General features: G+C 64.6%; 22 protein-coding genes and 1 tRNA gene. 10 read left to right on the forward strand and 13 right to left on the reverse strand.

Going from position 1 to position 19,365, the window contains the following annotated elements; all coding sequences use genetic code 11:
* The first annotated feature begins 105 nt into the window (after positions 1-105).
* Both LK540_RS06245 and LK540_RS06250 read left to right on the forward strand, forming a co-directional pair.
* On the forward strand, positions 106-465 hold the full coding sequence (locus tag LK540_RS06245) for an MmcQ/YjbR family DNA-binding protein (protein WP_229436195.1): 360 nt from the start codon (positions 106-108) through the stop codon (positions 463-465).
* Between the two features lie 86 nt (positions 466-551).
* Complete coding sequence (locus tag LK540_RS06250; protein WP_229436196.1) at positions 552-1,175, forward strand: hypoxanthine-guanine phosphoribosyltransferase; 624 nt, start codon at positions 552-554, stop codon at positions 1,173-1,175.
* Positions 1,176-1,416: 241 nt separating this feature from the next.
* On the opposite strand, the gene LK540_RS06255 is transcribed toward LK540_RS06250, so the two are convergent.
* The 4 genes from LK540_RS06255 to LK540_RS06270 form a co-directional block, all read right to left on the reverse strand.
* A complete protein-coding gene (locus LK540_RS06255; protein WP_229436197.1) occupies positions 1,417-2,379 on the reverse strand; it encodes a nitronate monooxygenase family protein in 963 nt (320 codons plus the stop codon).
* A 100-nt stretch (positions 2,380-2,479) separates the two neighbouring features.
* Positions 2,480-3,403, reverse strand: a complete 924-nt coding sequence (locus LK540_RS06260) for an MBL fold metallo-hydrolase (RefSeq protein ID WP_229436198.1) — start codon at positions 3,401-3,403, stop codon at positions 2,480-2,482.
* Complete coding sequence (locus tag LK540_RS06265) at positions 3,404-3,610, reverse strand: DUF1289 domain-containing protein (RefSeq protein WP_229436199.1); 207 nt, start codon at positions 3,608-3,610, stop codon at positions 3,404-3,406.
* The gene (locus LK540_RS06270) at positions 3,607-4,035 is read right to left on the reverse strand and encodes a thioesterase family protein (RefSeq protein WP_229436200.1); all 429 of its coding nucleotides are present in this window, start codon (positions 4,033-4,035) and stop codon (positions 3,607-3,609) included. Before LK540_RS06270 ends, LK540_RS06265 begins: the two co-directional genes overlap by 4 nt.
* Before the next feature lie 137 nt (positions 4,036-4,172).
* Between LK540_RS06270 and LK540_RS06275 the strand changes: the two genes are divergently transcribed.
* Together LK540_RS06275 and LK540_RS06280 are read left to right on the forward strand one after the other, a co-directional pair.
* Positions 4,173-4,625, forward strand: a complete 453-nt coding sequence (locus LK540_RS06275; RefSeq protein WP_267498691.1) for a CopG family transcriptional regulator — start codon at positions 4,173-4,175, stop codon at positions 4,623-4,625.
* Between the two features lie 140 nt (positions 4,626-4,765).
* Positions 4,766-5,887 (forward strand): PHB depolymerase family esterase, encoded by a 1,122-nt coding sequence (locus LK540_RS06280; protein ID WP_229436201.1) that lies wholly within the window; start codon positions 4,766-4,768, stop codon positions 5,885-5,887.
* 199 nt (positions 5,888-6,086) lie between these two features.
* Here the strand turns inward: LK540_RS06280 and LK540_RS06285 are convergent, their stop codons facing one another.
* Positions 6,087-6,314, reverse strand: a complete 228-nt coding sequence (locus tag LK540_RS06285) for a cysteine-rich CWC family protein (RefSeq protein ID WP_229436203.1) — start codon at positions 6,312-6,314, stop codon at positions 6,087-6,089.
* A 170-nt stretch (positions 6,315-6,484) separates the two neighbouring features.
* On the opposite strand from LK540_RS06285, the gene argB reads away from it, so the two are divergent.
* A complete protein-coding gene (gene argB, locus LK540_RS06290) occupies positions 6,485-7,414 on the forward strand; it encodes an acetylglutamate kinase (protein WP_229436204.1) in 930 nt (309 codons plus the stop codon).
* Between the two features lie 95 nt (positions 7,415-7,509).
* Positions 7,510-7,584 (forward strand) — tRNA-Thr (locus LK540_RS06295).
* Between the two features lie 29 nt (positions 7,585-7,613).
* Here the strand turns inward: LK540_RS06295 and LK540_RS06300 are convergent.
* Complete coding sequence (locus tag LK540_RS06300; protein ID WP_229436206.1) at positions 7,614-8,522, reverse strand: TraB/GumN family protein; 909 nt, start codon at positions 8,520-8,522, stop codon at positions 7,614-7,616.
* 23 nt (positions 8,523-8,545) lie between these two features.
* Here LK540_RS06300 and LK540_RS06305 point away from each other — a divergent pair, with 23 nt between their 5' ends.
* The 3 genes from LK540_RS06305 to pabB are packed head-to-tail and all read left to right on the forward strand — an operon-like array spanning position 8,546 to position 11,760.
* Positions 8,546-9,298 carry a pyrimidine 5'-nucleotidase gene (locus LK540_RS06305; RefSeq protein ID WP_229436207.1) on the forward strand — a complete coding sequence of 251 codons (753 nt, stop codon included), beginning with the start codon at positions 8,546-8,548 and terminating at the stop codon, positions 9,296-9,298.
* A 26-nt stretch (positions 9,299-9,324) separates the two neighbouring features.
* Complete coding sequence (gene slmA / locus LK540_RS06310; RefSeq protein ID WP_229436209.1) at positions 9,325-9,903, forward strand: nucleoid occlusion factor SlmA; 579 nt, start codon at positions 9,325-9,327, stop codon at positions 9,901-9,903.
* Positions 9,904-9,912: 9 nt separating this feature from the next.
* A complete protein-coding gene (pabB, locus tag LK540_RS06315; protein WP_229436211.1) occupies positions 9,913-11,760 on the forward strand; it encodes an aminodeoxychorismate synthase component I in 1,848 nt (615 codons plus the stop codon).
* Positions 11,761-11,763: 3 nt separating this feature from the next.
* Here the strand turns inward: pabB and LK540_RS06320 are convergent, their stop codons facing one another.
* The 3 genes from LK540_RS06320 to LK540_RS06330 form a co-directional block, all read right to left on the reverse strand.
* Positions 11,764-12,375, reverse strand: coding sequence for an OmpW family protein (locus LK540_RS06320; RefSeq protein ID WP_229436213.1), 612 nt, complete (start codon positions 12,373-12,375; stop codon positions 11,764-11,766).
* 353 nt (positions 12,376-12,728) lie between these two features.
* Positions 12,729-13,325 (reverse strand): glutathione peroxidase, encoded by a 597-nt coding sequence (locus LK540_RS06325; protein WP_229436214.1) that lies wholly within the window; start codon positions 13,323-13,325, stop codon positions 12,729-12,731.
* Positions 13,326-13,345: 20 nt separating this feature from the next.
* Positions 13,346-13,768 (reverse strand): CoA-binding protein, encoded by a 423-nt coding sequence (locus LK540_RS06330; RefSeq protein ID WP_229436215.1) that lies wholly within the window; start codon positions 13,766-13,768, stop codon positions 13,346-13,348.
* A gap of 132 nt (positions 13,769-13,900) precedes the next feature.
* Here LK540_RS06330 and LK540_RS06335 point away from each other — a divergent pair, with 132 nt between their 5' ends.
* Complete coding sequence (locus LK540_RS06335; protein WP_229436216.1) at positions 13,901-14,527, forward strand: peptidoglycan recognition family protein; 627 nt, start codon at positions 13,901-13,903, stop codon at positions 14,525-14,527.
* A 159-nt stretch (positions 14,528-14,686) separates the two neighbouring features.
* Here LK540_RS06335 and LK540_RS06340 read toward each other — a convergent pair whose 3' ends face one another.
* The 4 genes from LK540_RS06340 to atpG form a co-directional block, all read right to left on the reverse strand.
* Positions 14,687-16,366, reverse strand: a complete 1,680-nt coding sequence (locus tag LK540_RS06340) for a serine hydrolase (protein WP_229436217.1) — start codon at positions 16,364-16,366, stop codon at positions 14,687-14,689.
* Positions 16,367-16,538: 172 nt separating this feature from the next.
* Complete coding sequence (locus LK540_RS06345; protein WP_229436218.1) at positions 16,539-16,961, reverse strand: F0F1 ATP synthase subunit epsilon; 423 nt, start codon at positions 16,959-16,961, stop codon at positions 16,539-16,541.
* Positions 16,962-16,988: 27 nt separating this feature from the next.
* On the reverse strand, positions 16,989-18,392 hold the full coding sequence (gene atpD / locus LK540_RS06350; RefSeq protein ID WP_229436219.1) for a F0F1 ATP synthase subunit beta: 1,404 nt from the start codon (positions 18,390-18,392) through the stop codon (positions 16,989-16,991).
* Positions 18,393-18,425: 33 nt separating this feature from the next.
* Entirely contained in the window at positions 18,426-19,301 is an 876-nt protein-coding gene (gene atpG / locus LK540_RS06355) for a F0F1 ATP synthase subunit gamma (protein ID WP_229436220.1), read from the reverse strand.
* Positions 19,302-19,365 lie beyond the last annotated feature (64 nt).

The raw sequence follows: 19,365 nt of genomic DNA on the forward strand, positions 1-19,365 counted from the left end.
AGGACAATGGCGCAGACGAATCTTGCGCTGAAACATCAAAACGATCCGGCCCGTTCTCCACCGCGCTAAACTGGGCGGATAAACCGATAACAGGGAGACGAAGACATGGATTTCGAAGCCGCCAAGGCGCTCTGCCGCAGCTTTCCCGGCGCCACCGAAGACATCAAATGGGGCGAGGACCTGGTGTTCTCGGTCGGCGAAAAAATGTTTGCCGTGACGGGCAACGCGGCGCCGGCCCAGGCAATGAGCTTCAAGGCCGAGGACGAGCGCTTCCTGGAACTGACCGACCGCCCCGGCATCATCCCGGCGCCCTATCTGGCGCGCGCGAAATGGGTGCGGGTGGATGCCAGCGCCGACCTCGGCGACGAGGAAGCGGCCCAGCTGCTGCGCCGTGCCTACGAACTCGTATTTGCAAAGCTGACCAAGAAACTGCAGCGCGAAATCACCGAGGCAGCGGCATCCTGACCGCCGCGCCAACCGAACTTCGCCGGCGCGGCAATTGCCGCATAATGCCTTGGTAAATATTGAGTAAATTAATCACCGGAACGACCATGCAAGACTATCACCACGCCCGTGCCCGCGCCCTGCTTGCCAATGCGCGCCAGATCGTCAGTCCCGAAGAAGTGCAAGCCGCCGTGCGGCAAGTGGCCGACGTGCTCAACGCGCGCTTCGGCGCACCGGACAGCAGCAGTTTCCCCTTGGTGCTCGGCGTGATGGGCGGCGCCGTCGTCTTCACCGGCACCCTGCTGCCCCAGCTCGACTTCCCGCTCGAATTCGACTACATCCACGTCAGCCGCTATGGCGACGACGACCGTGGCGGCCAGGTGGTGTGGAAGGTGATTCCGCGCCAGGACGTGGCGGGCAAGACCATCGTCGTGGTCGATGACATCCTCGATGAGGGAGAGACCCTGGCGCACGTGAAGCAGCGCCTGCTCGACATGGGCGCGGCGGAGGTCATCGTGGCTGTCTTCGCGGACAAGAACATCGGCCGTGCGAAGCCGATCCAGGCGGATATCGTCGGCCTGACGCTGCCCAACGAATTCGTGGTCGGCTTCGGCATGGACGTGTACGGCTACTGGCGCAACCTGCCGGGACTGTGGTCGATCAACGTGGCCGATTTGAGCGTGGAACCGGAACCGGCGTTTCCGGTGCCGGATGCGAAGCCTACCGCTTGATCACTTAGCGGACGTAACTGTACGGTGGGGTGTTTGAGGCTGGGGGCCTCAAACACGAAGTGCCCACGCGGAAGGTGATGCTGTGTTGGCTCTGTTTGGATGTTGCGGCATGCCTGGGCACACGGTATCGAGATGCATGCCACGCGACTCTAACAGCGCCAACATGACGCCAATGTTCGCGTGGGCACAGAGTGCCCACCGTACGTAACACTGCCAACGCAAAGAATTGAACTGTGGCCTGTTAGCGCAGGCTGAGGCGCGCACGCGCCGCTTCGTACTCGCGCTTGAGGCGCTCGACCATCTCAGCGGTGGTCGGCACGTCGTCCATCAGGCCCACGCCCTGCCCCGCGCCCCAGATGTCGCGCCAGGCCTTGGCCTTCGAGCTGCCGTCGCCAAAGCTCATCTTGCTCTTGTCCGATTCCGGCAGCGCGTCCGGATCGAGGCCCGCGTTCACGATCGATTTCTTCAGGTAGTTGCCGTGCACGCCGGTGAACAGGTTGGTGTAGACCACGTCGGCCGCGCTCGATTCGACGATGGCATCGCGGTAGTCGTCGCTGACGTTCGATTCCTGGGTCGCCAGCCAGCGCGAGCCGATGTAGGCGAAGTCGGCGCCCATGGCCTGGGCCGCGAGGATGGCGTCGCCGGTGGCGATCGAGCCGGACAGCGCGATCGGGCCGTTGAAGAACTTGCGCACTTCACCGACCAGCGCGAACGGCGACAGCGCGCCGGCATGGCCGCCGGCGCCGGCCGCCACCAGGATCAGGCCGTCGACGCCCGCTTCCAGCGCCTTGTGCGCGTGGCGGATCGAGACCACGTCGTGCAGCACGATGCCGCCGTAGCTGTGGACCGCGTCGAGCATCTCCTTCGGCGGCGCGCGCAGCGAGGAAATGATGATCGGCACCTGGTGCTTGACGCAGACTTCGACGTCGTGCTCGAGGCGCGCGTTTGAGGCGTGCACGATCTGGTTTACCGCGATCGGGCCGACGATGGCGTCGGGATTGGCTGCCTTGTACTCGGCCAGCTCGCGCTGCAGGTCGGTCAGCCAGGTGTCGAGCAGTTCGGCCGGACGCGCGTTCAGCGCCGGGAAGGAACCGACGATGCCGGCCTTGCACTGGGCGGCGACCAGGGCCGGACCGCTGGCAATGAACATCGGCGAGGCGATAACGGGAAGGGACAGGTTTTGCAGTACGGTAGGCAGCGACATGGGCAGCTCTCGGCTAAGTTGATCGGACCAGCTGGTCGATTATAGTGTGATAAAAGCACGGTCGTGCTAGATCGATGGTTCTAAATTTTGGCTCCACCTGTCAGGCGTCGAGGAGCCAGGGGCCGTCGATGCGGGCGGCGTGGGCGCGGACCAGAGAAGTGGTGGCCCAGGTGGCGAGGGCGTGATAGGGATCGTGCTCGACGTCCACGCGTCCAATCAGCTTCAGCGCAGACGCGACAACGGGTATCGACGCCAGCAGCGCAGGCAAGTCCGCCAACGCAATCCGCTGCCGCTCCAGCAGCAGGAACTTTACCAGCACCTTCACCGCATTCTCGGCATTGCGCCGCGGATCGGAAGACAAATAATCGAGCCGCGAATACGCCCGCGCCAGCGCGCCGGGCACGTCATCGAACACCCACCCATGCCCCGGCACCACCACGCGCGCATCCAGCGTGGCGATCAGGTCCAGCGTCGCTCGCGTCTCGTCGAATCCGGGTTCGCCCGCCAGTTCCGGAAAGATCACGCCGAAGCCGTTCTCCCACAGCGCATCCCCCGCGATCAGCACGCCCTCGTCCGCGCAAAACAGCAATAAGGCATGCGGATCGTGCCCCGGCGCGCCCAGCACCTGCCAGCGCAGGCCGCCCAGTTCCAGTTCATCACCGGGAGTCAGCACCGCATCGAAACCGAAACGCGGACATTGCTGTCCGGTTGCGCGGTAGCTCAGCGCCTCCTCGTCCCAGGCCGCGACCCTGGCGCTTTCCGCCGCCGGAATCGCGGTGCTGCAGCCATACGCCGCCTGCAGCGCCGCGTTGCCGCCACAGTGGTCCGAATGCAGGTGGGTATTGATCAGGCGGTCCAGCGCACGCCCGCCGAGCGCATGGCGGACCAGCGCCAGCGTCTGCGGTGCGTGCGTAACGTAGCCGCTATCGACCAGCGCCGTTTCTTCGCCAGTGAACAGGATATTGTTGGCCGACAGCCAGCCGCGCTCGAAAACCTGCATGGAGTCGGGCAGGCGCGCGATCATTCAGCCGAAGTCCAGTTCCGACTCGCGGCGGCGGATTTCCTTCCACACGGCGCGCTTGTAGTCGTCGTCGGCCTTGCTCCAGGCGATGATCTCGTCGATGGTACGCATGCAGCCCTGGCACAGGCCGGTCTGCTTGTCCATCTGGCACAGGCTGATGCAGGGCGACGGCACCGGCGTCTGCAGCTCGGGTGGCAACAGGCCGCTCATGCGGACGCTCCGGCGATCTTGCGCGCTACCCGGGCATTGAAGCGTTGCGGATCGATCACACAGCGTTCGTGCGTGCCTTCGCAGATGCGTTCGACATCGTCCCAGGCCTCGACCCTGAAGCGCACGCGCTGGCCCTCGACCTCGAGGACTTCGCCACGGATGGTGAGGGTCATGCCGGGCGGCGTCGGCGCCAGGTGCCGGAAATTCACCATCGTGCCCAGGCTCTGCTCGTTCGGCCAGTCGAGGTAGGGCAGCATGCCGTTCACACAGGCGAGCTCCATCATGCCGACCATGTAGCCGGTGGCCAGCACGTCGGGCATGTCGCGGCAAAAGGCGGTGTCGTGGTAGAGCGCGGGCACGGTGGCGCGCGGCGGGACGGTATAGCGCCATTCGAAGCGCAGGCCGGGTTGCAATTCTGGACTCATGGCGGAAGAGATTACCCGATTCAATCGGATTGTGCTTGACCTTCGAGTCGATCGGCGTAGACTTCCCATCCAATCACCATCCAATTGGATGGCAATCAGATGGTATTCGATACAAGCAGTGAAAGGCAGGTGTAAGGATGCGCAGCGACATTGTCCGCAATGAAGCGTTGAAAAACGAGCTGAAAAACGAGCCGAAGCCGAAGATTGCGGACTCGGAAAAGATCACGATCAACCTGGGCATGATCGACCTGGGCCAGATCGATTTGCTGGTCAGCGAAGGCTTCTACAGCAACCGCACCGACCTGATCCGCACCGCGATCCGGAACCAGCTCGCCACACATGCCGACGTGGTTCGGCAGACCGTGGCGCGCCGCAGCCTGGTGCTGGGCATGCACCACTATTCGCGCGCCGACCTGGAAGCGGCGCAGGCGGCGGGCGTCCGCCTGCAGATCCAGGTGCTGGGCATGGCCAGCATCGCCAGCGACGTGCCGGTGGAACTGGCGCTGGCCACCATCGAATCGATTTCGGTACTTGGGGCACTCCACGCAAGCAACACATTGAAAGCCGCACTGGCGGAGCGTATCCGCTAACGTGAACCGGGATATCGAGAAACCGTAGCGAGCGGAAGGCATGTTGGCAGAGAAGCGCAGCTGTACGGTTGTACAGCGAGCATCGCAAGCCAACAGGACGACGCGCAGTAGGTTTATCGAGATCCCCGAAAGGAAGCCACATGAAACTGAACAACAAACTTTTTGCGCAAATGCGCGCAGCGACCCGAAAGATGATGCACAAGCATCCGGTCGACACGGGCAAGGTCATCGAGGACGCGCTGAAAAATGCATCGGCCATGACTCAGGCGGCCCAGCAGCAGATGCGCAACCTGTCGCAGCTGCAGCCCGGCGCCGGATTGCCGGGTGCGGGCAAGACCGGCATGCACGACATGCTCGCCGAACTGAGCCGCGGCCTGGGAACGGGTATGGGTGCGGGCATGGGCGCCGCCAACGAAGCGGCCCCTGCCCTGCCCGGCAGCTTCAGCGAAGGCAGCCACACGAATGCGGCCGGCACCCGCAGCTACAAGCTGTACGTGCCGAGTACCTACACCGGCGCGCCGGCGCCGCTGGTGGTGATGCTGCACGGCTGCACCCAGGACCCCGACGACTTCGCGCGCGGCACGCGCATGAACGTATTGGCCGAGGAAACCGGCTGCCTGGTCGTGTACCCGGCGCAGTCGCGCCAGGCCAATCCCTCGCGCTGCTGGAACTGGTTCAACAACGTCGACCAGCAGCGCGGCCAGGGCGAACCTTCGATCATCGCCGGCATCACGCGCCAGGTGATGCAGGAATACGCGGTCGATTCAAGCCAGGTGTATGTGGCCGGGCTGTCGGCCGGCGGCGCGATGGCCACCATCATGGGCACGCTGTATCCCGAGCTGTATGCGGCGGTGGGCGTGCATTCGGGCCTGCCCTTCGCCTCGGCGCACGATCTGCCGTCGGCGCTGGCGGCGATGAAAGGCGACTTCCAGCGCCGCCACCAGGCCGGCAAGCCGATCCCGATCATCGTCTTCCACGGCGACCAGGACAAGACCGTGCACCCGGCGAACGGCGACCAGCTGATGGTGCATGCGCGCGACAACACCGATGCGATGGCGGTCGAACCCGGTCACGTGCCGGATGGGCACGCGTTCACCCGCACCACGCACAAGCGCGCCGACGGCAAGGTGCATGCGGAACACTGGGTGATCCATGGGGCCGGCCACGCCTGGTCGGGCGGCAGCGCGCATGGCAGCTATACCGATGGCAAGGGGCCGGATGCGAGCCGGGAGATGTTGCGGTTCTTTGCGACGCAGCGGTGACGCGCGGCGGAGCGGACATTTCTACTTTGCCGGATGCCGGTGAGCGGACATTCTTGCGGTTTTGTAGGGTGGACTCCCGAGTCCACGCGGTACGTCGGATGAAAGTCGATAAGCCAGCACGTGATGCAAGCGCATGCTTTTCGAGTGTCAACCGTAGCACCGCGTGGACTCGGGAGTCCACCCTACAACGGCAACCCCATCAATCGGTGTGCCCGGTGCGCGAGCGTTCGTCGATATGCGCCTTCAGGCAGGCGGGGCACCAGCACGCCGTCTCGGCGGCCACGCCTGTGCCGCTCGCGGGCACAGCGGCCGTCGCCACGTTCGGCACAGGCACCACTGGCGGCAATTGCGTGCACCAGCACGGGCCGTCGCCGCCATCGGCCATGGCGCAGCCGAAGGCGGCGCCGCAGCGGCAGCAGAGGCTCATCGCGCTGCCTCGCGACAGGGTTCCTGTGTCATGTGTAATATCGTCCAAGCATTCATCGGCGGCCATCCTCGGTGGGTCACACAATAAAATACAACAAGATCGCCATATAATGCCTGCAGGGGTGGGCGTGTTGCCTGTAAAATCTCCGCCACTTTTATTCCGGACTCTCCATGAACGCTCAGTTGACCAGCCTGAAGACCGAGGACCAATCGAGTGACCTGACTGCGGTCTCGCCGCAGATCAAGGCACAGATCCTGGCCGAGGCCCTTCCTTACATCCGCAATTTCCACGGCAAGACCATCGTCATCAAATACGGCGGCAACGCGATGACCGACGAGCGCCTGAAGCACGGCTTCGCGCGCGACGTCATCCTGCTGAAACTGGTGGGCATGAACCCGGTCGTGGTGCACGGCGGCGGTCCGCAGATCGACAACGCGCTGAAGAAAATCGGCAAGCAGGGCACCTTCGTGCAAGGCATGCGCATCACCGACGAAGAAACCATGGAAGTGGTCGAGTGGGTGCTGGGCGGCGAAGTCCAGCAGGACATCGTCATGCTGATCAACCACTACGGCGGCCAGGCAGTCGGCCTGACCGGCAAGGACGGCGGCCTGATCCGCGCACGGCGCATGGCCATGCCCGACAAGGAAAAACCGGGCGAATTCCTCGACATCGGTTTCGTCGGCGAGATCGAAGCCATCAACCCGGCAGTCGTGAAAGCGCTGCAGGACGACGCCTTCATCCCGATCATTTCGCCGATCGGTTTCGGCCAGGACGGCCAGGCCTACAACATCAATGCCGACGTCGTCGCCGGCAAGATCGCGGAAATCCTGAAAGCCGAAAAGCTGATCATGATGACCAACATCGCCGGCGTGCAGGACAAGTCGGGCAACCTGGTCACCGACCTGTCGGCGCGCGAGATCGACGAGATGTTCGCGGACGGTACGATTTCGGGCGGCATGCTGCCGAAAATCTCGTCGGCGCTGGACGCGGCCAAGTCGGGCGTGAACACCGTGCACATCATCGATGGCCGTATCGAACACTCTTTGTTGCTGGAAGTCTTGACCGAACAGGCTTTTGGCACTATGATCCGGTCGCACTAAGAGATTCGGCGCTTGGAATTCATTCCCGGCCGTTTCGTCAAGGCGGGCTTGCCCGCCGTGACTGCACTGCCAGTGCACTCGCAGTACTTCTACCAGCCCTTGTAGCTCAGTGGTAGAGCACTCCCTTGGTAAGGGAGAGGCCACGTGTTCAATCCACGTCAAGGGCACCACCTCCCGGCAGCACCCTCCCCTGTAATTCTTAGTACACCCGCTCCACCTTCATCCCGCGTTCGCGCAGCAGCTCCGGCACGCCACGCTTGCCCAGCAAATGCAGCAGGCCCACCGCCGCCACCGCATTGTTCTCGCGCTGGATCATCGCCGCCAGCTTGTCGGCCATCGGCCCGTTGCGCTCGTCGAGCACTACTTCGCGCGTAAACTTGGCGACCAGGCTGTCGTCGGTCTCGATGCGTTTGGCGATGCGGTCCAGCGCCGCCTGGTCGGCACGCTCGTAGGCATCGAACAGTTCGCGCGCCTCGCGCAGCTGCTGGCCCGAGGCCATGTGCTCCAGCGTTTCTTCCAGCATCTTCCATTGCATGTCGATCGGCAGGCGGTCCAGCAGCGCCGCCTGGAACTGCAGCGTTTCCAGTTCCACGATCGGGGTCCTGCCGCGCACCTGGCCGGCCAGGTGGGCGTCCACGCCAAGCGCCGGGTCGACGCCGAGCTTGGCCAGGTCGGTGATCGCCAGCAGCGTGGTCAGCATCCAGGGTTTCAGCTGCACCACCGCGGCCGGATCGATGCCCTGCGCCTTCAGCGCGGTTTCGATGCGGGCGCGGCGTTCCGGCGCCAGGGCGCCATAACCGGGGCTGCCGGCCGCGAACAGGCCGTGCTGCATGAAGGCGGCCGCCGCTGCCTGCGGATCGCGCGTCGCATCGACTTCCAGCGCCAGCGTGGGCGCGGCCGCCACGGCGTCGCGGATGCGCGGCTCGAGCGGGTAATAGGCGGGTTTGCCGGCGTGGATGGTGCCGTACAGGTAAAGCGTGTGCTCCTTGTCGCTGACCTTGAACAGCGCACCGCGCTCGGCGGCCATCGCCTGGAACGCCAGCAGGAATAAGCCTAGAAACGGGCCCAGGAACAGGCTGCGGAACACCACTATAATCGGACCTTGCATTCTTTATCTCCTTGTTAAAAATCTTGCCAAATATTAAGCCTTCTTCGCTCGTCTGGCTGTTTGATCTTGACAACACCCTGCATGACGCTTCGCATGCCATCTTCCCGGCGATCAGCGCCAACATGAACCTGTACATCGCGCGCGTGCTGAGCAACGGTGGCGTGAACGAGGTCACGCAGGCCCAGGTCGATGCCGCCCGCCTCGGCTATTGGAAGCGCTACGGCGCCACCCTGCTCGGCATGATGCGCCACCACGACGTGCGCGCCGCCGACTTCCTGCGCGAGACCCACGACATCGGCGACCTGCGCGCGATGATGCGCGCCGAGACCGGCCTCGGGCGCCTGCTGCAGCGCCTGCCGGGCCGCAAGATCCTGCTCACGAACGCGCCGCTCGACTATTCGACCCAGGTGATGCGCCACCTGAACCTGGGCCGCCACTTCGCCCGCCACATCGCCATCGAACAGATGCACGTGCACCGCCAGCTGCGCCCCAAGCCCTCGAAGCTGATGCTGCAGCGGGTCTTGCGGCGCCACGGCGTGGCCGCGCGCGACTGCGTGCTGGTCGAGGACACGCTGGCCAACCTGAAAAGCGCGAAGCAGCTCGGCCTGCGCACGGTATGGGTCACCGGCTACCTGCGCCGCATCGAACGCAGCACGCTGGCCAATGCCAGGCCGCGGCGGCTGATTCGCCCCACGTACGTCGATGTCAAAGTAAAATCCGTGCGCCAGCTGCCGAAGCGCCTGGACCAACTGCGCCAGCCACGCCGGCCGCGCTGATTCATCCACCTCTACCCTGGGAACCAATGGCAAGTACCAAGCCGGGCCAGCGCAAGCTGCAAATCCTCCAGGCCCTGGCCGCGATGCTCGAGCATCCCAAGGGCGAGAAGATCACCACCGCCGCACTGGCGGCGCGCCTGTCCGTATCGGAAGCGGCGCTGTACCGGCACTTCGCCAGCAAGGCCCAGATGTTCGAGGGCCTGATCGACTTCATCGAGACCAGCGTGTTCGGCGTCATCAACCAGATCGTCGAGAACGAAGAGCGCGGCGTCGACCAGGCCCATGCGATCCTGCAGATGCTGCTGTCGTTCGCTGCGAACAATCCCGGCATGACGCGCGTGCTGATCGGCGACGCCCTGGTGAACGAGGACGAGCGCCTGCAACTGCGCATGAACGCCTTCTACGACCGCGTCGAACTGGCCTGCAAGGGCGCGCTGCGCCTGGCCGTCACGCAGGGCCATGGCAGCGAGCCTGAAGTGGCCGCGCGCGCCAGCCTGCTGGTGAGCTACGTCACCGGGCGCTGGCACCGCTATGCCAAGAGCGGCTTCCGCCAGCACCCGTCGGAGGGCAGCGGCGTACAATTGTCGCTCCTGCTGGCAGCCTGACGCGCGACGATGTCTTCTCCGACAGTCTTTGCCCTGCTCGACGATGCGAGCCCGGACGGGCAGGCGCATGCCCTGTCGCGCCTGTACACGGGTCACATGGGCACCCTCGCCTGCCATGACGCCGCCGGCTTCGGCGCGCTGCTGGCGCAGCTGGAAGCGGCGCTGGCGCGCGGCCTGCACGCGGTGCCGGTGCTCAGCTACGAACTCGGCGCCCACCTGCTCGGCATCCCCGCCAAGCCCCTGGAAACGCCGCTGGCCCAGGTGCTGCTGTTCGAACGCTGCGAGCGCATGACGGCGCAGCAGGCGGCCAGCTGGGTCGCCACGCGCGCACTGGACACCGCCCCGGCCGGCATCGCCGCCATCGAAGCGAATGTCGACGAGGCGCAGTTCGTCGACGCCATCGGGCGCATCCGCGCCTACATCGCCGCCGGCGACACCTACCAGGTGAACTACACCTACCGCTTGCGCTTCGATGCCTTCGGCTCGGTCTTCGCGCTCTACCAGCGCCTGCGCGCGCGCCAGCCGGTGCCGTATGGCGCCCTGATTGGCCTGCCCGACGGCGGCGCCCTGCTCTCCTTCTCGCCCGAACTCTTCGTGCGCCACCAGGCCGGCACCTTGCTGGCGCGGCCGATGAAGGGCACGGCGCCGGCCAGTGGCGACTCCGACACCGATGCCCGGCGCGCCGCCGGCCTGGCGCTCGACACCAAGAACCGCGCCGAGAACCTGATGATCGTCGATTTGCTGCGCAACGATCTCGGTCGCGTGGCGCAGACCGGGACGGTGGCCGTGCCCAAGCTGTTCGAGGTCACGCGCTTCGGCGCCGTGCTGCAGATGACGTCCACGGTGCAGGCGCAGCTGCGCCAGGACGCGACGCTGGCCGAGGTGTTCGCCGCGCTCTACCCCTGCGGCTCGATCACCGGCGCGCCGAAGCGCCGCACCATGGAAATCATCGACGAGCTGGAACCGGACCCGCGCGGCGTCTACACCGGCGCCATCGGCTGGTTCGATCCTCCCGGGAGCGAGTCCACCAGCGGCCAGGCCTTTGGCGACTTCTGCCTCTCGGTGCCGATCCGCACCCTGGCCCTCGGTCCCGGCGAAGGCGTACGGCGCGGCGAACTGGGCGTGGGCGCCGGCATCGTGCACGACAGCGACCCGCAGGCCGAATTCGCCGAGTGCCAGCTGAAGGCGCGTTTTCTAACCGGCTTGACGAACGACGTCGAAATCTTCGAGACCATCAAGGCCTCGTGGGAAGACGGCCCGCGCCACCTGGACGAACATCTGGCGCGCATCGCCGGCTCCTGCGCGTATTTCGGCCGCGCCTTTAACCGCGACGCCGCACGGACGATGGTGGTTGATGCCTGCCTGGCCCTGCCGCAGGAAGGCGTGTTCCGCCTGCGCCTGGCCAGCGGCGCCGACGGCAGGCTCGCCCTCACTTCCGCGCCGCTGGCGCCGCTGCACGAGCCGGTGCGCGTGATCCTGGCCGATACGGCGGTGGACTCGAACGACGTCTTCCTGCGCCACAAGACCTCGGTACGCGCGCGCTACGACGCCGCCTGGCGTGCAGCCGAAGCGCAGGGCGCCTTCGACGCCCTGTTCTTCAACGAGCGCGGGGAACTGACGGAAGGGGGACGCAGCAATGTGTTCGTGCGGGTTGGCGGGCAGTGGATCACGCCGCCGCTGTCGTGCGGTTTGCTGCCGGGCGTGACGCGCGCCGTGATCCTGCAGGCGCCGGCCTGGCAGGCCGTCGAGGGCATCGTCACGCGCGCGATGCTCGAAGAGGCCGAGGGCATCATGGTCTGCAATGCCCTGCGCGGCCCGATGCTGGCGGTGCTGGATGCACCGCGCAGCGACGCCTGAAGCCTAGAAGCGGTAGCCGACGCCAATACCGAACAGCACCGGGTCGACCTTGACCTTGCTGGCGCGCGCGCCGCTGACGTAGACGTCGCTGCGGATCTGCACCTTTTTCACGTCGACGTTCAGCGACCAGTTGCGGTCGAGCTTGACGTCGAAGCCGGCCTGCAGCGCGCCGCCCCAGCTATCGTTTTCCAGGTCGCCGGCGCCGTCCAGCAGGCGCACCTTCGAGATGCGCGTATAGTTCAGGCCCGCGCCCACGTAGGGGCTGAAGGTCTGCGCCGGCGCGAAGTGGTATTGCAGCGTCAGCGTTGGCGGCAGGTGCTTGAAGCTGCCGATCTTCGCGCCATCCAGGGTGACGTCGTGCTTCTGCGGATAGGTGAGGATGAGTTCGGCCGCGATATTCGGAGTCAGGAAGTAGCTGACGTCGAGTTCGGGAATGGTCTTGCTCTCGACGCGAATCAGGTTCGCGGCGCCGACACCGCCTACCGGGTCGGATTTGTTGGCGGTATCGATGTGCACCGCACGTGCGCGCACCAGCCAGGGAGATTCCTGCGCCATGACGGCGCCGCTTGCCAGACCCAGGGCAACTGCCAGCAGTTTGATACTCAACTTCTTCATTTTTCTTACCTCATCGTGTGTCGTTGTGCGATGAGGTAAGTCTATTGATGCGTCGCAACAAAATCGTTGATGCAGATCAAAAGCGATATTGTTGGGCTGTGGCCTGCCGCTGGTGGCTCATGGCTCAGGGCCTGCGGCCTCGACCGTACGGTGGGCACCCCGTGCCCACGCGGTTACGTGCTCGTGATTGCACCGCTGGCCGTAACGACTCGCTCGGGAACGTCAAACCCGGACACGGCATTGTCCGCCGCATGCGTTTCGAGCGACACCTTGCGGCAGCGGACTGGCGGAACCGTGCGTACCGCGTGGGCACGGAGTGCCCACCCTACCGAACCGGCGCGACGATGCGATCATCAAAGCGCCGCTTCGATCTTGCTCACCAGCGCAGGATCTTCCGGCGCCACCTTGCTCGGGAAGTGCTCGATCACCTTGCCGTCGCGCCCGATCAGGTACTTGGTGAAGTTCCACTTCGGTTCCTTGCCGGTCTGCTTCGCCAGGCTGGCGTGCAGCGGATTGGCGTTCGGCCCCGACACCACGGTCGTCGAGAACATCGGGAACTTGACGCCGTAGGTGTTGTAGCAGAGGTCGGCGATTTCCTTGGCGTTCGCCGATTCCTGCTTGAAGTCGTTCGACGGGAAGCCCAGCACCACCAGCCCGCGCGGGCCGTATTTCGCATTCAGCTTTTCCAGCCCTTCGTACTGCTTGGTGTAGCCGCAGTAGCTGGCGGTGTTCACCACCAGCACCACCTTGCCGGCGTACTGGCACAGGTCCTGCGGCGCTTCGTCCTGCAGGCGCTTGAAGTTCTGGTGCAGCAGGGCCGGGCAGGATGCCGGCGCGGCGGCAGCGGATGCGGCCGGGGCGCCGGCGCGGGCCGGGGCCGCCGGGGTTTGCGCCATGGCGGACAGGGAAGCGGCGGCGAGGCCGAGGAGCAGGAGGGAAGATTTCAGCATGGCGTGGGGTGAGGTGAGGTTCAGGCGCTGAGCGCGCGGTGTTCGATTTTCAGGCAGTGGTTCATCACCACGTCGAGGCCGGCGGCGCGCGCGAGGTCGGCGGCGGCCTGGTTCTCGATCTCGAGCTGCATCCACAGGCAGCCGGCGCGGATCGCAATCGCATCGCGCGCCAGCGGCGGAATGTCTTCGGACTTGCGAAAGCAGTCGACGATGTCGATGCGCGTGCCGCTCGTCGCCAGCGCATCGGCGGCGGCCTGCAAATCGGCGTACACGCGCTCGCCGAGGATGTCCTGGCCCTCGTAGGCCGGGTTCACGGGAATGATGCGGTAGCCCTGCTGCTGCAGGTACTCGGCAACGCCGAAACTGGCGCGCTCGGGCTTGTTCGACAGGCCGACGATGGCGATCGTCTTGCTGTCCTTGAGGATCTGGGCAATGGTTCTCATGAGTGGGATCGGTATGGATGTCGCGTCTAGCTTAACAGGAAAGCATTACTCGTTGCGAGCACGCTTGCACGGCCATTGCACAAGGCAGGCAGCCTGTGGAAAGATGGCGTGTTTTCCACAGCGAGCCCATCCATGACCTTCCGCCTGCACGCCAAACGCACCCTCGCCCTGCTTGCCATCGCCCTGGCCTGCGCCAGCTGCGCCGTGAAACCGCCCGCCCCTGCCGCACCGCAGATCGTCCCGGTGGCGCAATGGGGCGGCACCCCGGCCGACGCCACCCGCGCGCGCCGGCACACCATCACCCACATCACCCTGCACCACCAGGGCGAGACCTTCAAGCCCGGCACCGACGTGCACAAGTACCTGCGCAACCTGCAGGCCTGGTCGCGCAACACCAAGGGCTGGCTCGACATCCCCTACCACTACGTGATCGACCTCGAAGGCCATACCTACGCCGCACGCGACATCGCTTATGCCGGCGACACCAACACCGAATACGACCCCAAGGGCCATGCCCTGATCGAAGTGGTCGGCAACTTCGAAGAGGTCGAGCCGAACCAGCAGCAGCTCGACGCCGTGGTGGCGCTGATGGCGAGCCTGGCCGCGCAGTACGGTGTACCGGTCGAGAACATTGCCAGCCACCGCGACCACTCCGATAAAACCGTCTGCCCCGGCGCCAACCTGTACCGCTACGTCCAGAGCGGCTACTTCCGCGAACAGGTGGCGGCGAAGCTGGGCTCTAAGAACCTATCCCAGTAGGGAGGAGGAAGCTGGCGGCGATGCATGGCAAGCGCGGGCAAGGCGCGAGGAGGCCGCATGGCTAGCCACGGGTTTGCCAACTGCGCGACGAGCAACGCCGCCCCCGCTTGTCAGGCGCGCCGAAAGCGACTCATCCCTGCTGGGATAGGTTCTAAGTGATTACAGGCGCGGCGCCCTGATCTGCTGCCCGTTCTGGTGCAGCACCAGGTAGCTGCTGTCGCCGCCGTCGAAACGCACCTCGGCCTCGATGGCGCGCGCGAAGAACACGTTCTCGTCCTGGGCAAAGATCTCGAGCTTGCCCTGGCCGGTGGCCTGGGCGTAGTAACGGTCGCCGTCGCGCGTGAGCTCCAAAATAAAACCCGGCGCCAGCTGGTAGCGGCCGACGCGCTTGTCGTAGACGGCGCTGGCGATCTTCACGGCGCTGCGTTCGGCCGGCGCGTCGCCGATGCGCGGCTGCTTCATTTCCCTGCCGTCGGCGTACTGGGTCACGCTGCCGGCCTTGCCCTTGCCGTCGAGGGCGAATTCGAACCAGTCGAAGCCCTCCGGCAGGTAGAAGCCGTTCTGCGAAAAGGCTTTCAGGCGCATCGGCGGCCGGCTGCTCCGCTGCATGACCAGCACCCCGCCCTCGCGCTTGAAGGTGCGCGTGACGCCCTTCTCGACTTCGTAGACGCCGACATAGCGGTCGAGCGTGGCCGCGTCCAGCGCGATTTCCTTGAACTCGCGGAAGGGCTTGCCGATGGCGAGGGCAGCCGCCTTGCTGGCCACCACGCCGGGGTTGGCCAGGCCGCCGTCGGCATTGCTCAATACCGCGACGAACACCTTCTGCTCGGGCAGGCGCAGCGCATAGGTACTGAAGCCGTTGATGCCGCCGCCGTGCGAAACCGTCGGCACGCCCTGCAGCTGCCCTACCTGCCAGCCATAGCCATAGCCGCTCGGCTTGCCGTCGGCCAGCGTGTAGGAGGTGAAGGCACGCTGCCAGCTGGCCGGTTTCAAGAGCTTGCCCTGGGTGATGGCGGCATCCCAGCGCGCCAGGTCGTCCACGGTCGAGACCAGGGCGCCGGCCGCATACGGCTGGCTCATGCTGAGCGGCGTGGCATGCCCGAAGCCGCCGGGCTCGGGCGTGTGCCCGGCCGCATGCGCCGTGCGGCTGCGCTCGAAGCCTTCATACGCTGTGTCTTTCATCCCCAGCGGAACGAAGATGCGCTGCTCCACGAATTTCGCGTACGGCATGCCCGAGAGTTTTTCGATGATGGCGCCGAGCAGGAAGTAGCCGGAATTGCTGTAGCGGTAAACCGTGCCCGGTTCGAATTCGAGCGGATCGTTCCTGAAGGTGTCGATCATCTGCGCCAGCGTCCGGTCGCTGCCCATGAGCAGCAGGTAGTCCGGGCGGCTGGTGTAGTTGACGATGCCCGAGGTATGGGTCAGCAGGTGCTCGACCGTGATCTTCTTGCCGCGCGTCGGATAATCGGGGAAGAAGCGCGTGAGGTCGTCGGTGAGTGACAGCTTGCCTTCTTCCGCCAGCATCAGGATTGCCACCGCCGTGAACTGCTTGGTGATCGAGCCGAGGCGCAGCACCATGCCGGGGTCCATCGGCTTCATGCCGCTGGTATCGGCGATGCCGTAGCCCTTGCGCAGCAGCGTCTTGCCGTCCTTGACCACGATGACGGTGGCGCCAGGCTCGGTGGGCTTGTAGCTGGCGGAGACCAGGGCGTCGAGGCGCGCTTCCACGGCTTGCGCCGATTGCGCGGCCCTGGCGGCGCCTGGGGCCTCCTGCGCATGAACGGCGGGGGCGCCCAGCAAGGCGAACACGGCAACGCAAACGGCGGACAGCTTCGGCATGACAGGCACCTTTGGAGGAGAGTGAGAGTGCGGAAACTCTAACCCAGCCTGGTACGCCTGTGTTTACGAATGCGACGGACCGCCGATGGGCGCGATGAACGTGGAAATCCGCTGAGCGAAAACGAAAAAAGGCAGCCCGTAGGCTGCCTCTTGTTTGCCACAACTGAAAGGCTTAACGGCCCTTCGAGCGCAGCTTGTGGATCGCCGCCAGCTGCGCGATCGCCGCGGCGAGTTCCGCCTGGGCTTTCGCGTAGTCGATCTGCGAGTCCTGGTTCTGCATCAGTTCTTCCGCCTGGCGCTTGGCTTCCTGGGCTTTTGCTTCATCCAGGTCGCCGCCGCGGATCGCGGTGTCGGCCAGCACGGTCACGCCGTTCGGCTGCACCTCGAGGATGCCGCCGGCGACGAAGACGAACTCTTCATTGCCCGCGGTCGTCTGGATGCGCACGGCGCCCGGACGGATCCGCGTGATCAGCGGGGTGTGCTTCGGGTAGATACCCAGCTCGCCCGCTTCACCCGGCAACGCGACGAAAGTCGCTTCGCCGGAGAAGATCTGCTCTTCGGCCGAGACCACGTCAACGTGAAAAATGTTTGCCATGTGTGTCCTTCAGGTTGAAGAAACCGATTAGGAAGCCAGTTTCTTGGCTTTTTCGATTGCTTCTTCGATGGTGCCGACCATGTAGAACGCCTGCTCCGGCATGTGGTCCAGTTCGCCCGATGCGATCATCTTGAAGCCCTTGATCGTGTCTTTCAGCGAAACGTACTTGCCCGGTGCGCCGGTGAACACTTCAGCGACGTGGAATGGCTGCGACAGGAAACGCTGCATCTTGCGAGCGCGTGCCACGGTCAGCTTGTCTTCCGGTGCCAGTTCGTCCATGCCCAGAATCGCGATGATGTCGCGCAGTTCCTTGTAACGCTGCAGGGTGCCCTGGACAGCGCGCGCGGTCTCGTAGTGTTCCTGGCCGACGACGAGCGGGTCCAGCTGGCGCGAGGTCGAGTCGAGCGGGTCGACCGCAGGGTAGATACCCAGCGAAGCGATGTCACGCGACAGAACGACGGTCGAGTCCAAGTGGGCGAAGGTGGTCGCTGGCGATGGGTCGGTCAAGTCATCCGCAGGGACGTAGACGGCCTGGATCGAGGTGATCGAACCGGTCTTGGTCGAGGTGATGCGCTCTTGCAGACGGCCCATTTCTTCGGCCAGGGTAGGCTGGTAGCCCACCGCCGACGGCATACGGCCCAGCAGTGCCGAGACTTCGGTACCGGCCAGGGTGTAGCGGTAGATGTTGTCGACGAAGAACAGCACGTCCTTGCCTTCGTCACGGAAGGCTTCGGCCATGGTCAGGCCGGTCAGCGCGACGCGCAGACGGTTGCCTGGCGGTTCGTTCATCTGGCCGTAGACCATCGCGACCTTCGAGTTTTCCGGGTTTTCCAGGTCGACGACTTTTGCATCCGCCATCTCGTGGTAGAAGTCGTTGCCTTCACGGGTACGCTCGCCAACACCGGCGAAAACGGACAGACCCGAGTGCGCTTTAGCGATGTTGTTGATCAGTTCCATCATGTTGACGGTCTTGCCGACGCCGGCGCCGCCGAACAGGCCGACTTTACCGCCTTTGGCGAACGGGCAGACCAGGTCGATAACCTTGATGCCGGTTTCCAGCAGGTCGGTCGATGGCGACAGTTCGTCGTACACCGGCGCCGAGCGGTGGATCGATGCCATGCGCTCGTTGCTGACCGGGCCGCATTCGTCGATCGGGTTGCCCAGCACGTCCATGATACGGCCCAGGGTGGCGACGCCAACTGGAACCATGATCGGGTTGCCGGTGTTCTGGATGGTCATGCCGCGACGCAGGCCTTCCGAGGAGCCCAGCGCAATGGTACGGACGATGCCGTCACCCAGCTGCTGCTGCACTTCCAGGGTCAGTGCGGAGCCTTCCATTTTCAGTGCGTCGAAAACCTTCGGCATCGCGTTACGCGGGAATTCCACGTCGACCACTGCGCCGATACACTGAACGATTTTGCCATCAGCCATGTTCGTTCCTTCAGATATAGTTAAATTCGTTTTTTAGACCGCTGCCGCGCCGGCGACGATCTCGGAGAGTTCTTTGGTAATCGCTGCCTGGCGGGTCTTGTTGTAGACCAGCTTCAGTTCGCCGATGACGCTGCCTGCGTTGTCGCTTGCGGCCTTCATCGCCACCATGCGTGCCGATTGCTCGGACGCCAGGTTTTCGGCGACAGCCTGGTAGACCAGGGCCTCGACATAACGCACCAGCAGTTCGTCGATCACGACCTGCGCTTCCGGCTCGTAGATGTAATCCCACGAGATGGCGCTCTTTTCCTGTTCCAGGTGCTTGGACGGCAACGGGAGCAGCTGCTCGACGACCGGTTCCTGCTTCATCGTGTTGATGAACTTGGTGTAGCACAGGTAAACCGCGTCCAGCTGGCCGTCCTGGTATGCGTCGAGCATGACCTTGATCGGGCCGATCAGCTTTTCCAGGTGCGGCGTGTCGCCGATCTGGGTCGCCGACGACACCAGCTTGACGCCCACGCGGTTCAGGAAGCCCAGGCCCTTGTTGCCGATGGCAACTGCCTCGATGCGGTTGCCCGCCGCTTCCATTTCGCGCGACTTCTGCGTCACCTGGCGCAGGATGTTGGTGTTCATGCCGCCGCACAGACCTTTATCGGTCGTGACGACGATGAAGCCGACAGCTTTTGCCTGCACGTGCTTGGCTTGCGCCATGAACACGTGGGTGTACTCCGGATTTGCGCCGGCCAGATTGGCGGTGATGTTCCGAACTTTCTCACTGTAGGGACGGGCGGCGCGCATACGGTCCTGCGCCTTGCGCATTTTCGATGCGGCGACCATTTCCATCGCCTTGGTGATCTTCTTCGTATTCTCTACGCTCTTGATCTTGCCACGAATCTCTTTGCCTACTGCCATGAGTCCTTACTCCTTCCGGTCACCGGCAGCGCTTTCTGCAAGCGCTGCCGGATCCTTCATTTCA

The sequence above is a fragment of the Massilia sp. IC2-278 genome (assembly GCF_020708045.1).
GTDB lineage: Bacteria > Pseudomonadota > Gammaproteobacteria > Burkholderiales > Burkholderiaceae_D > Telluria.